The organism is Enterobacter cloacae complex sp. 385G4 (assembly GCF_057320665.1).
The window spans coordinates 76,685-94,753 of sequence record NZ_JBXWDD010000008.1 but is presented as its reverse complement, the minus strand read 5'-3'; the positions used below and the strand labels follow the sequence as shown (position 1 = coordinate 94,753).

At 57.4% G+C, this 18,069-nt stretch carries 15 protein-coding genes; 6 read left to right on the top strand and 9 right to left on the bottom strand.

Annotated elements, in window-relative coordinates; all coding sequences use genetic code 11:
- From ppx to purM, 4 genes are all read right to left on the bottom strand, one after another.
- Complete coding sequence (ppx, locus tag AC2FAJ_RS18615; protein ID WP_028014034.1) at positions 1–1,539, bottom strand: exopolyphosphatase; 1,539 nt, start codon at positions 1,537–1,539, stop codon at positions 1–3.
- 3 nt (positions 1,540–1,542) lie between these two features.
- Positions 1,543–3,603 carry a polyphosphate kinase 1 gene (ppk1, locus tag AC2FAJ_RS18610; protein ID WP_041908755.1) on the bottom strand — a complete coding sequence of 687 codons (2,061 nt, stop codon included), beginning with the start codon at positions 3,601–3,603 and terminating at the stop codon, positions 1,543–1,545.
- A 183-nt stretch (positions 3,604–3,786) separates the two neighbouring features.
- Complete coding sequence (purN, locus tag AC2FAJ_RS18605) at positions 3,787–4,428, bottom strand: phosphoribosylglycinamide formyltransferase (RefSeq protein ID WP_028014032.1); 642 nt, start codon at positions 4,426–4,428, stop codon at positions 3,787–3,789.
- Complete coding sequence (gene purM / locus AC2FAJ_RS18600; RefSeq protein WP_008501643.1) at positions 4,425–5,462, bottom strand: phosphoribosylformylglycinamidine cyclo-ligase; 1,038 nt, start codon at positions 5,460–5,462, stop codon at positions 4,425–4,427. Before purM ends, purN begins: the two co-directional genes overlap by 4 nt.
- 266 nt (positions 5,463–5,728) lie before the next feature.
- Between purM and AC2FAJ_RS18595 the strand changes: the two genes are divergently transcribed.
- From AC2FAJ_RS18595 to AC2FAJ_RS18580, 4 genes are all read left to right on the top strand, one after another.
- Positions 5,729–7,159, top strand: coding sequence for a 6-phospho-beta-glucosidase (locus tag AC2FAJ_RS18595; protein WP_163333170.1), 1,431 nt, complete (start codon positions 5,729–5,731; stop codon positions 7,157–7,159).
- A gap of 217 nt (positions 7,160–7,376) precedes the next feature.
- Positions 7,377–8,003 (top strand): uracil phosphoribosyltransferase, encoded by a 627-nt coding sequence (gene upp, locus AC2FAJ_RS18590; RefSeq protein WP_003860560.1) that lies wholly within the window; start codon positions 7,377–7,379, stop codon positions 8,001–8,003.
- Between the two features lie 86 nt (positions 8,004–8,089).
- Positions 8,090–9,379: a uracil permease gene (gene uraA / locus AC2FAJ_RS18585; protein WP_017692944.1), complete on the top strand. Its 1,290-nt coding sequence runs from the start codon at positions 8,090–8,092 to the stop codon at positions 9,377–9,379.
- A 96-nt stretch (positions 9,380–9,475) separates the two neighbouring features.
- The gene (locus tag AC2FAJ_RS18580) at positions 9,476–10,177 is read left to right on the top strand and encodes a DnaA inactivator Hda (protein WP_211438414.1); all 702 of its coding nucleotides are present in this window, start codon (positions 9,476–9,478) and stop codon (positions 10,175–10,177) included.
- A gap of 86 nt (positions 10,178–10,263) precedes the next feature.
- Here AC2FAJ_RS18580 and AC2FAJ_RS18575 read toward each other — a convergent pair whose 3' ends face one another.
- From AC2FAJ_RS18575 to celB, 3 genes are read right to left on the bottom strand one after another with little or no spacing between them, the layout of a single operon-like run.
- Positions 10,264–11,682 carry a leucyl aminopeptidase family protein gene (locus AC2FAJ_RS18575; protein WP_485454416.1) on the bottom strand — a complete coding sequence of 473 codons (1,419 nt, stop codon included), beginning with the start codon at positions 11,680–11,682 and terminating at the stop codon, positions 10,264–10,266.
- Positions 11,682–12,638, bottom strand: a complete 957-nt coding sequence (locus AC2FAJ_RS18570) for a glycosylasparaginase (RefSeq protein WP_485454394.1) — start codon at positions 12,636–12,638, stop codon at positions 11,682–11,684. The genes AC2FAJ_RS18575 and AC2FAJ_RS18570 overlap by 1 nt, the downstream gene beginning before the upstream one ends.
- Before the next feature lie 3 nt (positions 12,639–12,641).
- Complete coding sequence (gene celB, locus AC2FAJ_RS18565) at positions 12,642–13,961, bottom strand: PTS cellobiose transporter subunit IIC (RefSeq protein ID WP_045261167.1); 1,320 nt, start codon at positions 13,959–13,961, stop codon at positions 12,642–12,644.
- Positions 13,962–14,108: 147 nt separating this feature from the next.
- On the opposite strand from celB, the gene AC2FAJ_RS18560 reads away from it, so the two are divergent.
- Positions 14,109–14,933: an XRE family transcriptional regulator gene (locus AC2FAJ_RS18560; protein ID WP_163333166.1), complete on the top strand. Its 825-nt coding sequence runs from the start codon at positions 14,109–14,111 to the stop codon at positions 14,931–14,933.
- Here the strand turns inward: AC2FAJ_RS18560 and arsC are convergent.
- Positions 14,930–15,286: an arsenate reductase (glutaredoxin) gene (gene arsC, locus AC2FAJ_RS18555; protein ID WP_047368071.1), complete on the bottom strand. Its 357-nt coding sequence runs from the start codon at positions 15,284–15,286 to the stop codon at positions 14,930–14,932. The genes AC2FAJ_RS18560 and arsC overlap by 4 nt on opposite strands.
- Before the next feature lie 13 nt (positions 15,287–15,299).
- A complete protein-coding gene (gene bepA, locus AC2FAJ_RS18550) occupies positions 15,300–16,763 on the bottom strand; it encodes a beta-barrel assembly-enhancing protease (RefSeq protein WP_041908772.1) in 1,464 nt (487 codons plus the stop codon).
- A gap of 221 nt (positions 16,764–16,984) precedes the next feature.
- On the opposite strand from bepA, the gene AC2FAJ_RS18545 reads away from it, so the two are divergent.
- Positions 16,985–18,049 (top strand): AI-2E family transporter, encoded by a 1,065-nt coding sequence (locus AC2FAJ_RS18545; RefSeq protein ID WP_028014023.1) that lies wholly within the window; start codon positions 16,985–16,987, stop codon positions 18,047–18,049.
- The last annotated feature ends 20 nt before the right edge of the window (positions 18,050–18,069 follow it).

Below are 18,069 nucleotides of genomic sequence, written 5' to 3'. Positions count from 1 at the left end.
TTACGCGGCGACGTCGGCGCTATCTTCCTCGATTTTGAGCATCCAGCCGGTGACCGCTTCCCAGTACTGCTGCTCTTTTTCCAGGTCCAGCAGGACCAGCGCGTTCTGGCTGAACCAGTCGTGCGGGAAGCTCAGCGTCCAGTGGTGATCGTCGGTTTTCAGCTTCAGCGTCGGCGGTGTGGTGGTGGCCTGACGCTGATTGTTCAGCAGCACGCCCAGGCGGAGCAGCTGAATAAGCGGCAGGAACTGCTTTTTCTTAAACAGCGTGAAGCGCGGCAGATCGTCGAGCTTGATGGCTTTACGGTGATAGCGCACCAGGGTCGCCATCATGGTTTGCTGCTCCTGGTTGAAGCCGGGCAGATCGCTGTTTTGCAGAATATACGCTGAATGGCGGTGCATCCCGCTGTGGTTGATGTTCAGCCCCACCTCGTGCAGCATCGCGGCCCATTTCAGCAGCGCGGCAAGCTGCGGGTGCGCCAGCTTGGGGTTCTGCTCCTGCCACTGCTCGTACATCTGCACCGTGGTTTCCAGCACGCGCTTCGCCTGCTCGCGGTCGATGTTGTACTGGTTGGCCAGACTCTGTGCGGTGCGGCTGCGAATGTCCTGATGGCGGAAGCGGCCCTCCATCTCATACAGCACCCCCTCACGCAGCGCGCCGTCGGAAAGGCGCAGCTCTTTAATCGCCAGGGCGTCAAACACGCCGCAGAGAATAGCCAGGCCCGGCACGAAGACTGCCTTACGCTCGTCGGAAAGCCCCGGCAGGCTTAGGGCGTCAAAACTTTTATGCTTCAGCACCTCTTCGGTCAGCAGGGTCAGGCGTTCAGGCGTAATAAAACCGTCTTTTTCACCCATCGCCAGCAGCACTTCATGCGCCGCCTTGATGGTGCCCGACGCGCCCAGCGCCACGTTCCAGCCCTGAATGCGGTACTGCCAGGCCAGATTCTCCAGCTTCTGGATCGCAGCCATTTTCGCCCGCTGGAAGTTTTCACGGGTAATGGTGCCGCCGGGGAAGTACATCTGCGCGAAGCTGACGCAGCCCATGCGACGGCTCTCCACCAGGCGCGGCTCAAAGTCTTCGCCGATCACCAGCTCCGTAGAACCACCGCCGATGTCGATCACCAGCTTGCGCCCTTTTTCCGGCTGGGTATGTTCAACGCCCATGAAAATCAGACGCGCCTCCTCGTTACCGGAGATGATCTCAATCGGGTAGGGGATCACTTTTTCGGCCCGCTTGAGGAACTCCGGCGCGTTCAGCGCCTGGCGCAGCGTGTGGGTGCCCACGATGCAAACGCTGGAGGGCGAGAAGCCCTGCAGGCGTTCGGCAAACAGCGACAGGCAGTTTAAACCGCGCTCCATCGCCTCTTCGCTGAGCATGCTGCGCTCATCAAGCCCATCCGCCAGGTGTACGCGCTGCTTCAGACGACCGATGATCTGCAGCGCGCCATCCACCTCACGGGCGATGACCATGTGAAAACTGTTAGAGCCAAGATCGACCGCGGCGTATTCCTGCGGGCGTGGGGTCTTATCATTTATCGGCATAGGTTAATCGGGTTGCTCGAGTGATTTGATATAGTCGTAAATCGCCAGCTGTGACCGCACTTTACGGCGGTTGCCGCGCGGTACGTAGCGGTTACTGAGTTCTTTGTCGATATAGCGCGCCTTCACCGTATCGCTGAACAGGATCTCGATAATGTCGAGGATACGCTGTTTCAGACGCGGATCCAGCAGCGGCGTCGCGACTTCAATTCGATAGTCAATATTGCGCGTCATCCAGTCTGCCGAAGAGAGATAAACCTGTTTATCGCCCGCATTATCGAAAATATAGACCCGATCGTGCTCCAGGTAGCGGTCAACGATGCTGATAACGCGAATATTGTCGCTGATGCCTTCCAGTTCCGGAATAAGCGAGCACATGCCGCGGATCAGCAGGTTAACCGGCACGCCGGAGCTGGACGCCGCGTACAGCCTGTCCACCAGCCCTTTATCGACCAGGTTGTTAAGCTTCAGCGTGATGCCGGACGACAGCCCATTCTGGGCATTGGCAATCTCTTTATCGATCATATCGTACAGCAGACGGCGCGAGTTCTGCGGTGAGACCAGCAGATAGTCGAAGCTGACCGGGCGGTACGGGTTTTCGATGAAGTTAAACACCCGGCGCACTTCGTTGGTAATGCGGGCGTCAGCGGTTAAGAGCGAGTAGTCGGTATAAATCCGCGCGGTTTTTTCGTTAAAGTTCCCGGTGCCGATGTGGGCATAGCGCACCACGTCATCACCCTCTTTACGGGAGATCAGGAACAGCTTGGCGTGAATTTTCAGACCCGGCGCGGAGAAGATCACGTGCACGCCCGCTTCCGTCAGGCGGCGCGCCCAGTGAATGTTCGCCTCTTCGTCGAAGCGCGCCTGCAGCTCAACCACCACGGTGACTTTTTTGCCATTGTGTGCCGCGTGGATCATCGCATCGATGATGCGGGAATCTTTTGCCACGCGGTAGATGTTGATTTTGATCGCCAGCACGTTCGGATCGAACGAGGCCTGACGCAGCAGCTCCAGCACGTGTTCAAAGGTGTGGTACGGGTAGTAGAGCAGCACGTCGCGCTCGCGGATGGCGTCGAATCCGTTGCGGAATTTATCGAACCAGATATGACGCAGGCGCGGCAGCGGTTTGTTCACCAGATTGGCTTTGCCAACGTTCGGGAAGCCAATGAAGTCTTTAAAGTTGTGGTAACGGCCACCCGGCACGATGGAGTCATAGCGCGAAATGGTCAGCTTCTCGCGCAGCATCTCCACCATGGCGTCCGGCATGTCGCGCTGATAGACAAAGCGCACCGGCTCAGCCGTCAGGCGCTGTTTCAGGCTGGAGGACATCAGCTCCATCAGGCTGGCCTCCATCTCGTGCACCAGGTCATATTCGGCGTCACGGGTCATCTTCATCGAGTAGGCGTTTAACGCATCGTAATCGAAGAAGCCTTTGAAGATGTCGTCCAGGCAGTAGCGCAGGATGTTATCCAGCAGGATCATCGGCTTGCGTCTGCGCGGCGTTTCCGGCGGCAGGTTCACAAAGCGCGGCACCTTGTCGGACGGGATCTCCAGCAGGGCATAACGGATGGATTCACCGCGAATAATTTCCACCGCCAGGTAGGTGTAGTCATCCTTCAGGAACTGCACCAGATCGGTTTCGCGGTTGATGAGAATCGGGGTAATGTGCTGGCGCAGGTACTGTTTAAAGTAGTGGCGCAGCCAGTTTTGTTGGTTAACGGAAAGCTGACGTTCGTTAATCAGGAAGATTTGATTGCGCGCCATCTCTAGCAGCAGTTCGTTATACAGGCCGTCAAATTCCTGATCGGCTTTCAGCACGCGGGACTGGATTTTGCCCAGCAGATGCCGCGAGTGCGAGTTTAAGCCCTGTTCTTCGCTGATGATGATGCGTCTTTTCAGCTCGGCAAAGCGAACCTTGTAGAACTCATCCAGGTTGTTGGAATAAATGCCTAAAAAACGCATGCGTTCGATCAGCGGGTTACTTTTGTCTGCCGCTTCCTGGAGTACACGTTCGTTAAATGCTAACCAGCTTAGCTCTTTCTCGATATATAACTTTTCCTGACCCATTACAGCTCACACTCCAGTTCAATCACAGGACGTGGTAAATCCGTCTCGTCCTTATTATGGCGAGCATTTCCACGATATGTCCAACAGTGCCAGAAAAGTATGACAGTTATTTTTTTTGTTGGGGAATTTAGCGGGTTGGGGGAGGGAATATCGGGTAAGCGAAGCGCCACCCGACATAGCAAACTACTCTTCGGCCGCATAACCCTGCGGGGGCAACTTCACACCGTCCAGCCAGGCTGCGCCGTCGCGCATCTCCAGACGCCCGTCGACAAACCAGCTTACCACCAGCGGGTAAATGGCGTGCTCCTGCGTCTGCACGCGTTCGGTCACGTCGTCTTCGTTGTCGCCGTCAAAGACCGGGACTTTCGCCTGCAGGATCACCGGGCCACCGTCCAGCTCGTCGGTCACGAAATGGACGGAGGTACCGTGCTCCTCGTCACCGTTTTCCAGCACCTGACGATGGGTATGCAGGCCGGGATATTTTGGCAGCAGGGAAGGGTGAATATTCAGCAGTCGACCGGCGTAGTGTTCGACGAAGGCCGGGCTCAGAATACGCATATAGCCCGCCAGCACCACGAGGTCGGGCGCGTAGGCGTCAATCTCCTGCACCAGCTCGCGGTCAAAGGCTTCACGTCCGGCGAACTGGCTGGCTTCCAGCGCGTGAGCGGGAATGTTCGCTTCCCGCGCGCGCTCAAGGCCGAACGCGTCGGCCTTGTTGCTGAAAACTGCCCGAATGGTGCCATTGATTTTCTTCTGTTTGCAGGCGTCTATGATGGCCTGCAAATTGCTTCCGTTGCCGGAAATGAGCACCACGATGTTTTTCATTCAATGACCACACGCTGTTCGGAATCGGAGGCTTTAATCGTACCGATTTTCCACGCGTTTTCACCTTTCTCGGTCAGCAGCTTAACCGCTTTATCCGCTTCGCTTGCCGGCAGGGCGATAACCATGCCCACGCCGCAGTTAAAGGTGCGGTACATTTCGTGAGAGCTCACGTTGCCCGCAGTCTGCAGCCAGTTAAAGACGGCTGGCCACTGCCATGAGGATTCGTCGATCACCGCCTGGGTGTTGTCCGGCAGCACGCGCGGGATGTTTTCCCAGAAGCCGCCGCCGGTCAGGTGAGCAATAGCGTGAACGTCAACGTTCTCGATAAGCTCCAGCACGTTTTTCACGTAGATGCGGGTTGGGGCCAGCAGGTGGTCAGCCAGCGGTTTGCCGTCCAGCTCGGTGGTCAGCGGATCGCAGCCGCTTACTTCGAGGATTTTACGCACCAGAGAGTAGCCGTTAGAGTGCGGGCCGCTGGAGGCCAGCGCGATCAGCACATCGCCATCGGCCACTTTGCTGCCGTCGATAATTTCTGATTTTTCTACTACGCCGACGCAGAAGCCCGCGACGTCATAATCTTCGCCGTGGTACATGCCCGGCATTTCAGCGGTTTCACCGCCCACCAGCGCACAGCCGGACTGCAGACAGCCTTCGGCGATACCGTTAATGACGCTGGCTGCGGTATCCACATCCAGTTTGCCGGTCGCGTAGTAATCGAGGAAGAACAGCGGCTCTGCGCCCTGAACCACCAGGTCGTTCACACACATCGCAACCAGATCGATACCGATCGTGTCGTGACGTTTTAAATCCATCGCCAGGCGCAGCTTGGTGCCTACGCCGTCAGTACCCGAGACCAGAACAGGTTCACGATATTTTTGCGGCAGCGCGCACAGTGCGCCGAATCCACCCAGACCACCCATCACTTCCGGGCGGCGGGTTTTCTTCACCACACCTTTGATTCGGTCAACCAGCGCATTACCTGCGTCAATATCAACACCGGCATCTTTGTAGCTGAGAGAAGTTTTGTTGGTCACGGCTTAAATCCCCACGCGATTGCATAGCTAGTAAGAAAAATCGGCGCAATTCTAACAGTCCAGGCAAACGTTTGCGAGCCTATTCTGGACGTGGGGATCTTTTTTTCTGTATAGCCCGCAAATGCAGCCAAACTTGACTCCGTTCACGAAAATGAAACCGGTTTCGGCGATCTGCTTGCAACGAATATCCCCTTTGCACATCATCGAACTGAAACCGGTTTCTGTAATTGTTTTTGCAGAAAATAACGCAGAATGAGGGAAAGCGAATGTCAGGATTCAAAGCAGATTTTCTGTGGGGTGGGGCCGTTGCAGCTCACCAGCTTGAGGGCGGCTGGAAAGAGGGCGGTAAGGGCGTAAGCGTTGCCGACGTCATGACCGCGGGCGCCCACGGCGTGCCGCGTGAAATCACCAACGGCGTGCTGGAGGGGAAAAACTACCCTAACCATGAGGCTATCGATTTCTACCACCGTTATAAAGAAGACATCAAACTCTTTGCCGAGATGGGGTTCAAATGCTTCCGTACCTCTATCGCCTGGACGCGTATCTTCCCGAAAGGCGACGAGCTGGAGCCGAACGAGGCGGGCCTCAAATTCTATGACGATCTGTTCGACGAATGCCTGAAGTACGGCATCGAACCGGTTATCACGCTTTCCCACTTTGAGATGCCGTTCCACCTGGTGACGGAATACGGCGGCTGGCGCAACCGTAAGCTGATCGACTTCTTTGTTCGCTTCGCGAAGGTCGTTTTTGAGCGCTACCAGCATAAAGTGAAGTACTGGATGACCTTTAACGAGATCAACAACCAGGCCAACTTCCACGAAGACTTTGCGCCATTTACCAACTCCGGGCTGAAGTACGCGCCGGGCGAAGACCGCGAGCCGGTGATGTTCCAGGCGGCGCACTACGAACTGGTGGCCAGCGCCCTGGCGGTGAAGGCGGGCCGCGAGATTAACCCGTCGCTGCAGATCGGCTGCATGATTGCCATGTGCCCCATCTACCCGCTGACCTGTGCGCCGGACGACATGATGATGGCGATGAACGCCATGCACCGTCGCTACTGGTTTACCGACGTTCACGTGCGCGGCAAATATCCGCAGCATCTGCTCAACTACTTCGAGCGTCGCGGCTTCGCGCTGGATATCACCGAAGAAGATAAAGACGCGCTGAAGCAGGGTTGCGTGGATTACATCGGGTTCAGCTACTACATGTCTTTCGCCACCAAAGCGACGGCAGATAACCCGGCGCTGGACTACGACGAAAGCAAGAGCCTGGTCTCCAACCCGTACGTGCAGAAATCCGACTGGGGCTGGCAGATTGATCCGGTCGGGCTGCGCTACTCCCTGAACTGGTTCTGGGATCACTATCAGCTGCCTCTGTTTATCGTTGAGAACGGCTTTGGCGCGATCGACGTGCAGGAGAGCGACGGCACGGTGAACGACCAGTACCGCATCGATTACCTTTCCGCACACATCCGCGAGATGAAAAAAGCAGTGGTGGAAGACGGCGTGGATCTGATGGGCTATACCCCGTGGGGCTGTATCGACCTGGTGTCTGCCGGAACGGGCGAAATGAAAAAACGCTACGGCTTTATCTTTGTCGATAAAGATAACGAAGGTAACGGCACCCTGAACCGCAGCAAGAAGAAATCGTTCGACTGGTATAAGCAGGTGATTGCGAGCAACGGCGATAACCTCTAATTGTCGGGTGGCGCTAACGCTTACCCGACCTACAATACACGTAGGCCCGCGTAAGCGCAGCGCCACCGGGCAAGACCCCGCACCCAAGCCGGAGCCCAGCCTCCGGTTTTTTTGTTTTTGATTGATGTACGTCAAGCAAGTTGGGTATGGCGCAATCCGAAAAAAGCGGTATAATCCCGCGATTTTTTTGCGGATGCCACCTCAGAGGAGAAAGAGAATGAAGATTGTGGAAGTGAAACACCCACTCGTTAAACACAAGTTGGGCCTGATGCGTGAGCATGACATCAGCACGAAGCGTTTTCGCGAACTGGCTTCTGAAGTGGGCAGCCTGCTGACCTACGAAGCAACCTCCGATCTGGAAACGGAAAAAGTGACCATCGAAGGCTGGAACGGCCCGGTGCAGGTTGAGCAGATCAAAGGTAAGAAAATTACCGTAGTGCCTATCCTGCGTGCCGGTCTTGGCATGATGGAAGGCGTGCTGGAGCACGTACCGAGCGCGCGCATCAGCGTGGTCGGTATCTACCGTAACGAAGAGACGCTTGAGCCGGTCCCTTACTTCCAGAAGCTGGTCTCTAACATCGACGAGCGTATGGCGCTGGTGGTTGACCCAATGCTGGCGACCGGTGGTTCGATGATCGCCACCATCGATCTGCTGAAAAAAGCCGGATGCAGCAGCATTAAGGTGCTGGTACTGGTCGCGGCGCCGGAAGGTATCGCGGCGCTGGAAAAAGCGCACCCGGACGTTGAACTTTATACTGCGTCTGTCGACCAGGGCCTGAACGAGCACGGGTACATCATTCCGGGGCTCGGCGATGCCGGCGATAAGATCTTTGGTACGAAATAATCGAATAACGATAAATAAGCCGACTTTGATAGTCGGCTTTTTTTTGAATAAAACACCAACAACGATACTACTCAGAGGAAAACACTATGACGCGCCGTGCTATCGGGGTGAGTGAAAGACCGCCGCTTTTACAGACGATCCCGCTTAGTTTGCAGCACCTGTTCGCTATGTTTGGCGCAACCGTGCTGGTGCCAATCCTGTTTCACATTAACCCGGCTACCGTGCTGCTGTTCAACGGCATCGGGACGCTGCTGTACCTCTTTATCTGTAAAGGCAAAATCCCGGCGTATCTGGGGTCGAGCTTTGCTTTTATCTCGCCGGTGTTATTGCTGCTGCCGCTGGGGTATGAAGTGGCGCTGGGCGGCTTTATCATGTGTGGCGTGCTGTTCTGCCTGGTCTCCTTCATTGTGAAGAAAGCGGGTACCGGCTGGCTGGACGTGATGTTCCCGCCTGCGGCGATGGGCGCAATCGTTGCCGTCATCGGCCTGGAGCTGGCGGGCGTGGCGGCGAATATGGCCGGTCTGCTGCCTGCGGACGGTCAGTCCCCGGATTCCAAAACCATTATCATCTCGCTGGTGACGCTGGGCGTGACGGTATTTGGCTCCGTGCTGTTCCGCGGTTTTATGGCGATTATCCCGATCCTGATCGGCGTGCTGGCGGGCTACGCGCTCTCCTTCGTCATGGGCGTTGTGGATACCACCCCGATTGCCGAGGCGCACTGGTTCGCGCTGCCAACTTTCTACACCCCACGCTTTGAATGGTTCGCCATTTTCACCATTCTGCCTGCCGCGCTGGTGGTAATTGCGGAGCACGTTGGCCACCTGGTGGTGACGGCGAACATCGTGAAGCGCGACCTGATCCGCGACCCGGGTCTGCACCGCTCCATGTTTGCCAATGGTTTCTCCACCATCATCTCCGGTTTCTTCGGCTCCACGCCAAACACCACCTACGGTGAAAACATCGGCGTAATGGCGATTACCCGCGTCTACAGTACCTGGGTTATCGGCGGCGCGGCGATCATCGCCATTCTGCTCTCCTGCGTGGGCAAGCTGGCGGCAGCGATCCAGATTATCCCGGTCCCGGTAATGGGCGGCGTTTCCCTGCTGCTGTACGGGGTGATCGGTGCCTCCGGTATTCGCGTGCTGATTGAATCCAAAGTGGATTACAGCAAGGCGCAAAACCTGATCCTGACCTCCGTTATCCTGATCATCGGCGTGAGCGGCGCGAAGGTGCACATCGGTGCGGCCGAGCTGAAGGGCATGGCGCTGGCTACCATCGTGGGCGTGGGCCTGAGCCTGATTTTCAAGCTGATCTCGGTGATCCGCCCGGAAGAGGTGGTCCTGGACGCTGACGAAAGCGAAAAAGCCCCACACTGATCCATTAACTGGGCGAAGGATCGCCCGGTTCTCTCCTGACAGGTTCCGTGTTAAACTCATCGCCGATTTTATGTAAGATCTCTGGTTGAGGTATTTCTGAACGGACCGGCACAGCTCTCTCTGCCACTCTATCTCCCTGACGACGAAACTTTTGCGAGTTTCTGGCCGGGTGATAACCCCTCTTTACTGGCTGCACTGCAAAACGTGCTGCGTCAGGATCACAGCGGATACATCTATATCTGGTCACGCGAAGGCGCGGGGCGCAGTCACCTGCTGCATGCGGCCTGTGCCGAGCTTTCGGCGCGCGGCGATGCGGTCGGCTACGTGCCGCTGGATAAACGTACCTGGTTTGTGCCTGAAGTGCTTGAGGGCATGGAACATCTCTCGCTGGTCTGCATCGATAATATCGAATGCGTGGCGGGGGACGAGCCGTGGGAAATGGCGATCTTTAACCTCTACAACCGCATTCTGGAGTCGGGCAAAACCCGGCTGCTGATCACCGGCGATCGTCCGCCGCGCCAGCTTAATCTTGGGCTGCCGGATCTGGCGTCTCGTCTGGACTGGGGGCAAATCTACAAGCTCCAGCCGCTGTCAGATGAAGATAAGCTGCAGGCGTTACAGCTGCGAGCAAAGCAGCGCGGCTTTGAGCTGCCGGAAGACGTGGGCCGTTTCCTGCTCAAGCGTCTGGACCGCGAGATGCGCACCCTGTTTGATACGCTCGATCAGCTCGATCGCGCCTCCATTACCGCCCAGCGCAAGCTGACCATTCCGTTTGTGAAAGATATTCTTAAGCTTTGAGTTTTTTGCCCGGTGGCGGCTACGCCTTACCGGGCCTACGAAAACCGCTCCCCTTTTAGGTCGGGTAAGGCGCAGCCGTCACCCGGTTAAAGATCCCCCAGCAAGTGCTCCACCAGCAGCGGAATCGGCCTTCCCGACGCCACGCTCCTGCCGTTCTCGCGCCACAGCGCCGTGCCGCTGATGTCCAGATGCGCCCACGGGATCGTCTGCGGGCAAAAATGGTGCAGCAGCCACGCCGCAGAGGCGCTGATTGCCGCATTGTTGGTTGGCGTGTTGCACAGATCGGCAATCGCGCTGTCGGTCTGCTTTTTCAGCCGCGCATCCAGCGGCAGGGACCACACTTCGTCACCGCTCCGTTTTCCCGCCTGCGTCAGCGCGGCGCGCAGCGGCTCGTCCTGCGTCATTAATCCACTCAACTCATACCCCAGCGCTTTCACCACCGCACCGGTTAAGGTCGCCATATCAATGATATAGCGCGCCTGCGGATTGCGCTGGCTGGCCCAGGCGATGGCATCCGCCAGCACCAGTCGGCCTTCGGCATCGGTGTTGTTGATTTCAACCGTCATGCCGTTGCAGGCCGTTGCTACCGAGCCGGGCTGCATGGCGTCCGGGCCGATGGCGTTTTCCGCCAGCGCCAGCACGCCCATGATGCGTACGGACAGCGCCAGCTCTGCTACGGTCAGCATCAGCCCCAGCACGTTGGCCGCACCGCACATGTCGTATTTCATGGTGTACATGCCCGCGCCTTCCTTCAGCCACAGGCCGCCGGTATCGAAGGTAATGCCTTTACCTACGTAGCAGCGCACCGGGCCGTCAGAAACGCCGTCGTAATGAATAGCCAGCAGACGTGGCGGGCAGGTCGCCCCTTTGCCGACGGCGTTCAGCAGCCCAAGACCCTGCTCAACGATAGCCTTTTCGTTCAGCACCTCGCAGCGCAGGGCAGGGTAGGCGGCACACAGTTTTTGCGCCTCTTCGACCATAAACTGCGGCGTACAGCGATCGGACGGTATATCCGCCAGGCGACGCGCTGCGACCATGCCGTGAGCGATGGCCTGCTGCTGGCGGAAAATTGTTTCCAGCTTTGCCTGCTGTTCCGGCAGGCAGAGGGCGGTGATGTGCTTAATACGAACGCACTCACTGGTTTTTTTCAGCTGTAAATCGCTCAGCCTGTGCGCCTGATTAAAAAGAAAACGCAGCACCTGCGCCAGCACCACCTCGTCGATATCCGTCACGTCCAGCACGATATCTGCGCTGACGGGAGAGGCAATCAGCGGTCGCAGGGCGGCAAGCAGGCCTTCAGTGAGCGCGTCATGCCAGAGCGCATCCGGCAGCAGGGTGATGCGCGCAAAGGGCGCGCAGCCAAAGCAGGTGTCCGCGATGCCGTCAGAGTCGCGCATTTCCGCAACAAGCGCGGTTTGCGGCAACTGTGCACAGGAGACGCGGGCGATTAAATGGCTTCGCGGCTTTGCGTCAGAAAACGCGGTGATAAACTGATACGTAATCATCATGACTCCTCAATCGGTGCGCGGATCCGCGCGGCGTAGGCCTGCATCCATTCCTCATCCACGGCATGAAAGTGGGTTTTCTCCCGCAGTCGCTCGGTACGAAAAACGGTGAGGGGCTGGCGAGCCGTCGCCACCACGAACGAGAAGGTTTTGATATTGGTGGCGGCACCAAATTCGCCCCTGTTGTTCATGCACACCACGGAGAGATCGCCTACGCGACCAAAGCGTGACATCAGTTTGTCCTCCAGTTCGAACACCACGGAGTCTGCCGCCTGCTGCGGCGTCATACCCTGCGCCATGCGACGAACGATTTCGTAGCTCGTGCAGCCTTTCATCAGATCTTCACCGACGCCCGTAGCGGTGGCCGCGCCGGTTTCGCTGTCGCAGTAAAAGCCGGAGCCGATAATCGGCGAATCCCCGATGCGGCCGCGTTTTTTCATAAACAGGCCGCTGGTGGAGGTGGCAACGCTCATCGACCCCTTCTTATCGAGGCCGATAATGCCGACGGTGTCGTGTCCGTCGTACGGGCTTAAGCCTTTATCCAGCGTCTCGCGGCAGCGTTTGCGGTAGTGCTGCATGGCGCGTTCGGTGAGCATGCTTTTGTCGGCAAAGCCCTGACTTAGCGCCCATTCACGCGCGCCCTGGCCGACCAGCAGGCTGTTGTAGCGCTGGCGGCTGAGCGCGTGCGCCACGCGCACCGGATTGGCGATATCCACCAGGTTCCCCACGGCACCGAACGCCAGCGTGTCGCCGTCCATGAATGCCGCGTCCAGCTCGACTTCGCCGTTTTCGGTCGGCAGCCCGCCGTAGCCGACGGATTTATAAAACGGAAAGTCTTCGACGGCGGCGACGGCATCAACCACCGCCGTAGCGACCGGTTTTCCCGCCGCCAGGGCAGACGCAGATTCCGTTACCCCTTCAAGCGCCATTCGCCAGGTAGCGATAATTCCCCACATGCTTTACTCCTGTTTTGCAAGGGTGGTGTCGGTTTGCGTAACGGTGGCAATTTCCGCCGCGCGGTACTGTTTGTCCACGATACGCATGAAAGGCAGGTACAGCATGGCGCCAATTAGCAGGTTGATCAGCTGCATCACGCTGCCGCTCAGGTGTCCGGTGACGATAAAACCGCTGATCACCGGCGGCAGCGTCCAGGGGATAAACACCCCGGTGGTGACGGCGACCGCGCCAATCTTCATCGCCGCATACTGCACGGTGACCAGCACCAGCGGCACCAGGTTGAACGGAATAAGCATGATCGGGTTCATGATCACCGGCAGGCCAAACAGAATCGGCTCGTTGATGTTAAACACTGACGCCCCGGCGCCGAGACGCGCCACTTCGCGCATGTTTTTACTGCGGGCGAAAATCAGCATCGCAATTACCAGCGACAGCGTAGCACCCGCGCCGCCCATCCAGATCATGTCAAAAAACTGTTCCGTGATAATGTGCGGCGGCGTCGTCCCCGCCTGGATCGCGGCGATGTTGTCGGTCTGGTTTTCCATCCACAGCGGACGAATGATGCCGTTAATCATTGAGCCGGAGTTAATGCCCACTGACCAGAGAATGGTGATGCTGAAGACGGTCATCAGCGCACCGAAATAGGAGGTGCCGTAGTGGCGCACCGGGGTAGCAACCACTTCATAAATAAACTGGTGGATGGTGTTGTAGTGAGTGTTTTCGAAGACGATGCGGATACCCAGCACCAGAATCATCACCAGCAGGGCGGGGATCAGCGCCGCGAACGACTCCTGCACCGCAGGAGGCACGCCGTCCGGCATTTTAATGACCAGATTTTTGCGCTTCAGCCAGCAGAACAGCTCCGTCCAGAGCAGCGAGCCGATCATCGCCACGAACAATCCTTTGCTGCCAATCCACTCCACCGGCATCACGGTAATCCCGCCGTTTTCCGCCACCTTAATAAACGGCGTCAGGATCAGAAACGCGACCAGCGCCAGAATGCCGCAGGAGATGCGGTCCTCGCCGTAGTGTTCCGCCAGGCGGAAGGCGACCAGAAAGCTGATGAACAGCGACATGGTGGAGAACACCGCGTTGAATGGAATTTCAATAATCGCGCTCCAGCTCTCACCAAAGGCCTGAGACATAAACTGCTGATAGGCCTGGTTAGGGAAGGAGGAGATAACCAGCAGAATGGAGCCGACGATAATAAACGGCATGAATGACACGTAGGCACCGCGAATGGCCCCGAGATGACGCTGCTGGGCCGTTTTCGCCGCCAGGGGCATCAGTTTTGCTTCAAGAAATCCCAGAACATTGTTCATTGTGAACTCCGTACAAGATTGAGGGGTGTTGTTTATGTTATGTCTGTGGATTATCAGTGAAGCGCGGCGAGCGAAAGGTGAAACCGGTCACAAAGCAATCGCCTGTGTTATATAAATCTCATATGATTAGTTAACGGAATTGTTGCGATGGAAATTAAACTTCACGCCAATGCGACCACCACGCCGCGCATCCGCCGCTATCTGCAACAGTCAGATAAAAGCGACAGAGAGCTTGCCGTTGAGCTGGGGATCTCGGTCACGACCGTCAGGCGCTGGCGCAACCGCGACCAGGTTTCGGATAACCACACCACGCCAAAAGTGATACACAAAGCGTTGAGACAGGAGCAGGTGGCGCTGGTGAATGCGCTGCGCGACATCTCAGGGGCGCCGTTAGATGAACTGCTGCAGATGGTTAACGACGTGCTGGGGATCCGCGTTTCAAGGGCAACGCTGAATCGCTATCTCAAACCGGCCTCCGCGAAGCTAAAAGGGGGGCCGTTGCAGGGAATAAAAGCGCTGAAGGCTGGCATGCGGCCGCATACGCTGATGCTCCATCATCTGCCTTTATCCCTGCACATGGACGATGGGGGTGAACAACACCTGCTCTGGGCGCACGAACCAGTGAGCGGCTGGTGTTATGCCCGGCTCTATGCGGGACTGTCGCCCCAGTTGCTCAGTACCTGGACGCGGGCGCTGCTTGATGACTGTCCTGCTGATATACAATCTATTGAGACTTTTGGTTTTGAGCTGACGGATGCTGCAAAAGATGTGGCTGTAAAAACGCATCCCCAAAAACACAACGCGCTTCAGGTAGCGGTGCCATTAGGCGATGTTATTCCTCGCGTGAATGATGAACCGGCGGGAGAGGTATTGATCGCGCTGTGCGAGTTTTATAACCGGGGCAAAACGCAGAAAAAGCTGGGAGAGAGTACGCCGCAGGCGTTTCTGGAAGCGCTGCGGCGTAGGGACTAGAGAATTTCGAGCACATCTTCCGGCGGACGGCCAATGCGCGCCTTGCCGTTCGCCACCACAATCGGGCGCTCAATCAGCTTTGGATTGTCGACCATCGCCTGTACCAGCTCAGCCTCGGTGAGGCGGTTGTCATCCAGATTAAGCGATTTATACAGATCCTCTTTCTGACGCATCAGTTCGCGCGCGCTGCCCATCCCCAGCATGTGCAGCAGCTCGCGGATCGTCTGCGCGTCCGGCGGCGTCTCCAGATACAGCACCACTTCCGGGTCGATGCCGTTAGATTTCAGCAGGCTGAGGGTGTCGCGGCTCTTGGAGCAGCGAGGGTTATGGTAAATTTGTACCGCGTCTGTCATGACTTCTCCTTTATTACATCTTCTCGTACGGCTTAAAGCGTTGTTGCAGGCCGCGCAGCTGGTCGATACGCGCGTCGTAGCGGGCCTGCTGCAGGCTGCCGAGCTTCACCTGCGAGCTGGCGCTGCTGAGCAGGGAAATAGCCTGATCGAGACGGCCCGCCAGCGCCAGCCCTTCAGCACGCGCTGCCAGTTCCTGATCGCGGTTACCCAGTTGCCCCTGTGCCTGAGCGAGCAACTCCCAGCCGTTCTGGTCGTCTTTATTGTTAAACGTGTAGCGGTTCAGAATGGTTACGGCCTGCGCAGGCTGACCGCCCTGCAAGTAAGCGTTCGCCAGGTTAAGCTGCAGCACCGGGTTGGTCCGTATGTCTTTCGCCCCTTTCAGGCGGTTAATCGCATCAGTGGCTTTCTTCTGCCCCAGATCGATATCCGTCGAGAGATCGAGATACCACGGATTGTTCGGGTCGGCTGCCAGCAGCGGCTGCAGCGCTTTACGCGCCTCGTCGTATTTACTGGCTTCCATCGCCTGTAGCGCCTGACCATACTGCGCGGCATTTTTTTCCCGCACGTTGCCTTTCGCCAGGGTATCCAGCAGATCGCTGGTGAGCTGGTTACGTCCGGAGTTGTACATGCCGAGCGTTCTTACTTTCGCCATGTAGAAGTCCTGCGAAGACTGCACGACCACCGGGCGCATCTGGTTGGCACGGTTGCGTGCGTCCGAGAGACGGCTTTCCGGCAGCGGGTGGGTGAGCAAAATTTCCGGCGGACGGGAAGAATACCGTGCCTGGTCGAGCAGTTTTTCCAGGAAGCTCGGCATGGCCTGCGGGTCAAAGCCGGAGCGCTGTAAAACCTGAATGCCGATGCGGTCAGCTTCCTGCTCGTTTTGCTGGGTGAAGCTGATCATCCCCTGACGCGTTCCCGCAAGCGTACCGGTCAGGGCCGCCATCCCGGCCTGCGGGCTGGCCATCGCCAGCAGAATAGAGCCCAGTGCACCCACCCAGGTGAGCGGGGCGTTACGTTTCTGGTCTTCCATTGCACGCGCAAGGTGGCGCTGGGTAACGTGCGAAATTTCGTGCGCCATTACCGAAGCCAGCTGGCTTTCGTTGTCTGAGTAACGGAATAACGCCGAATGCAGCACCACGTTTCCGCCGAAGAAGGCGAAGGCGTTGATTTCGTCGTTATTAATCAAATAGAAGTGGAAGGGCGTTTTTACCGAGTCGGCGTGCGCCACCAGGCGCATCCCCAGCCCGTTAATATACTGCACCAGCAAAGGGTCGTTGATCAGCGGGGCGCTACCGCGCAGCTGGCGCACATAGTAATCACCCATCTGCATCTCTTGCCCGATAGAGAGCGTGCTTCCTGCCGTGGTGCCCATGTCCGGCAATGAATCGGACGAGTCAGCGAAAGCGGGCAACACCTGACCGACCGTCACTGCGGCAATCAGTGTTGCAACCAGTGTTTTTCTCAACTGCCTGAACATAACCACTGTCCTGTATGTTGGAGGTGCTAATTTGACCGATGAACCGGCATATCGTTCATCTCTGCTGCCCTGCGAGTGTAGCCGTGTTACCGCATGAAGAAAATCCCATTCATCAGGCTTTTGCGGATTGTGACAGGGATACAAAAAGCGAAAGTCTTTTTTGTGACAGTTAGATACAATTCACCGTCTCACTCCCGCCATTCGATTCAGGGAAGGGTTGTATGCTCGAAATGTTAATGCAGTGGTATCGGCGTCGGTTCAGTGACCCGGAAGCCATTGCTTTGCTGGTTATTCTGGTTGCCGGGTTCGGTATTCTGTTCTTCTTCAGCGGCCTGCTCGCCCCTCTGCTGGTGGCGATTGTGCTCGCATACCTGCTGGAGTGGCCAACGGCGCGCCTGGAACATATCGGCTGTTCGCGCCGCTGGGCAACGAGTATCGTGCTGGTGCTGTTTGTCGGCATTCTGCTGCTGATGGCATTTGTGGTGATGCCGGTTGCCTGGCAGCAGGGGATCTACCTGATCCGCGATATGCCCGGCATGTTGAACAAGCTGTCTGATTTCGCCGCCACGCTGCCGCGTCGTTACCCCGCGCTGATGGATGCGGGGATCATAGATGCGATGGCCGAAAACATGCGCGCCCGCATCATGACGATGGGCGATTCGGTGGTGAAATACTCTCTGGCCTCGCTGGTGGGGCTGCTGACGCTGGCCGTCTATCTTGTGCTCGTGCCGCTAATGGTGTTCTTCCTGGTCAAGGACAAAGAGCAGATGCTGAACGCGGTACGCCGCGTGCTGCCGCGCAATCGCGGGCTGGCCGGGCAGGTCTGGCAGGAGATGAACCAGCAGATCACCAACTACATTCGCGGCAAGGTGCTGGAGATGATAGTCGTGGGAGTCGCCACCTGGATTGGCTTCCTGATCTTCGGCCTGAACTACTCGCTGCTGCTGGCGGTGTTGGTCGGATTTTCGGTTCTGATCCCGTATATCGGCGCGTTTGTGGTGACCATTCCGGTGGTGGGCGTTGCGCTGTTCCAGTTTGGTCTGGGTACCGAGTTCTGGAGCTGCTTTGCGGTATACCTGATTATTCAGGGGCTGGACGGTAACCTGCTGGTGCCGGTGCTGTTCTCCGAGGCCGTGAACCTGCATCCGCTGGTGATTATCCTGTCGGTGGTGATTTTCGGCGGGCTGTGGGGGTTCTGGGGCGTGTTCTTTGCCATTCCGCTGGCGACGCTGATTAAAGCGGTGGTGCACGCGTGGCCGGATGTGCCTGCGGTGGAAGAGAAGTAGTTTTTGTGCGGCCTGATGCC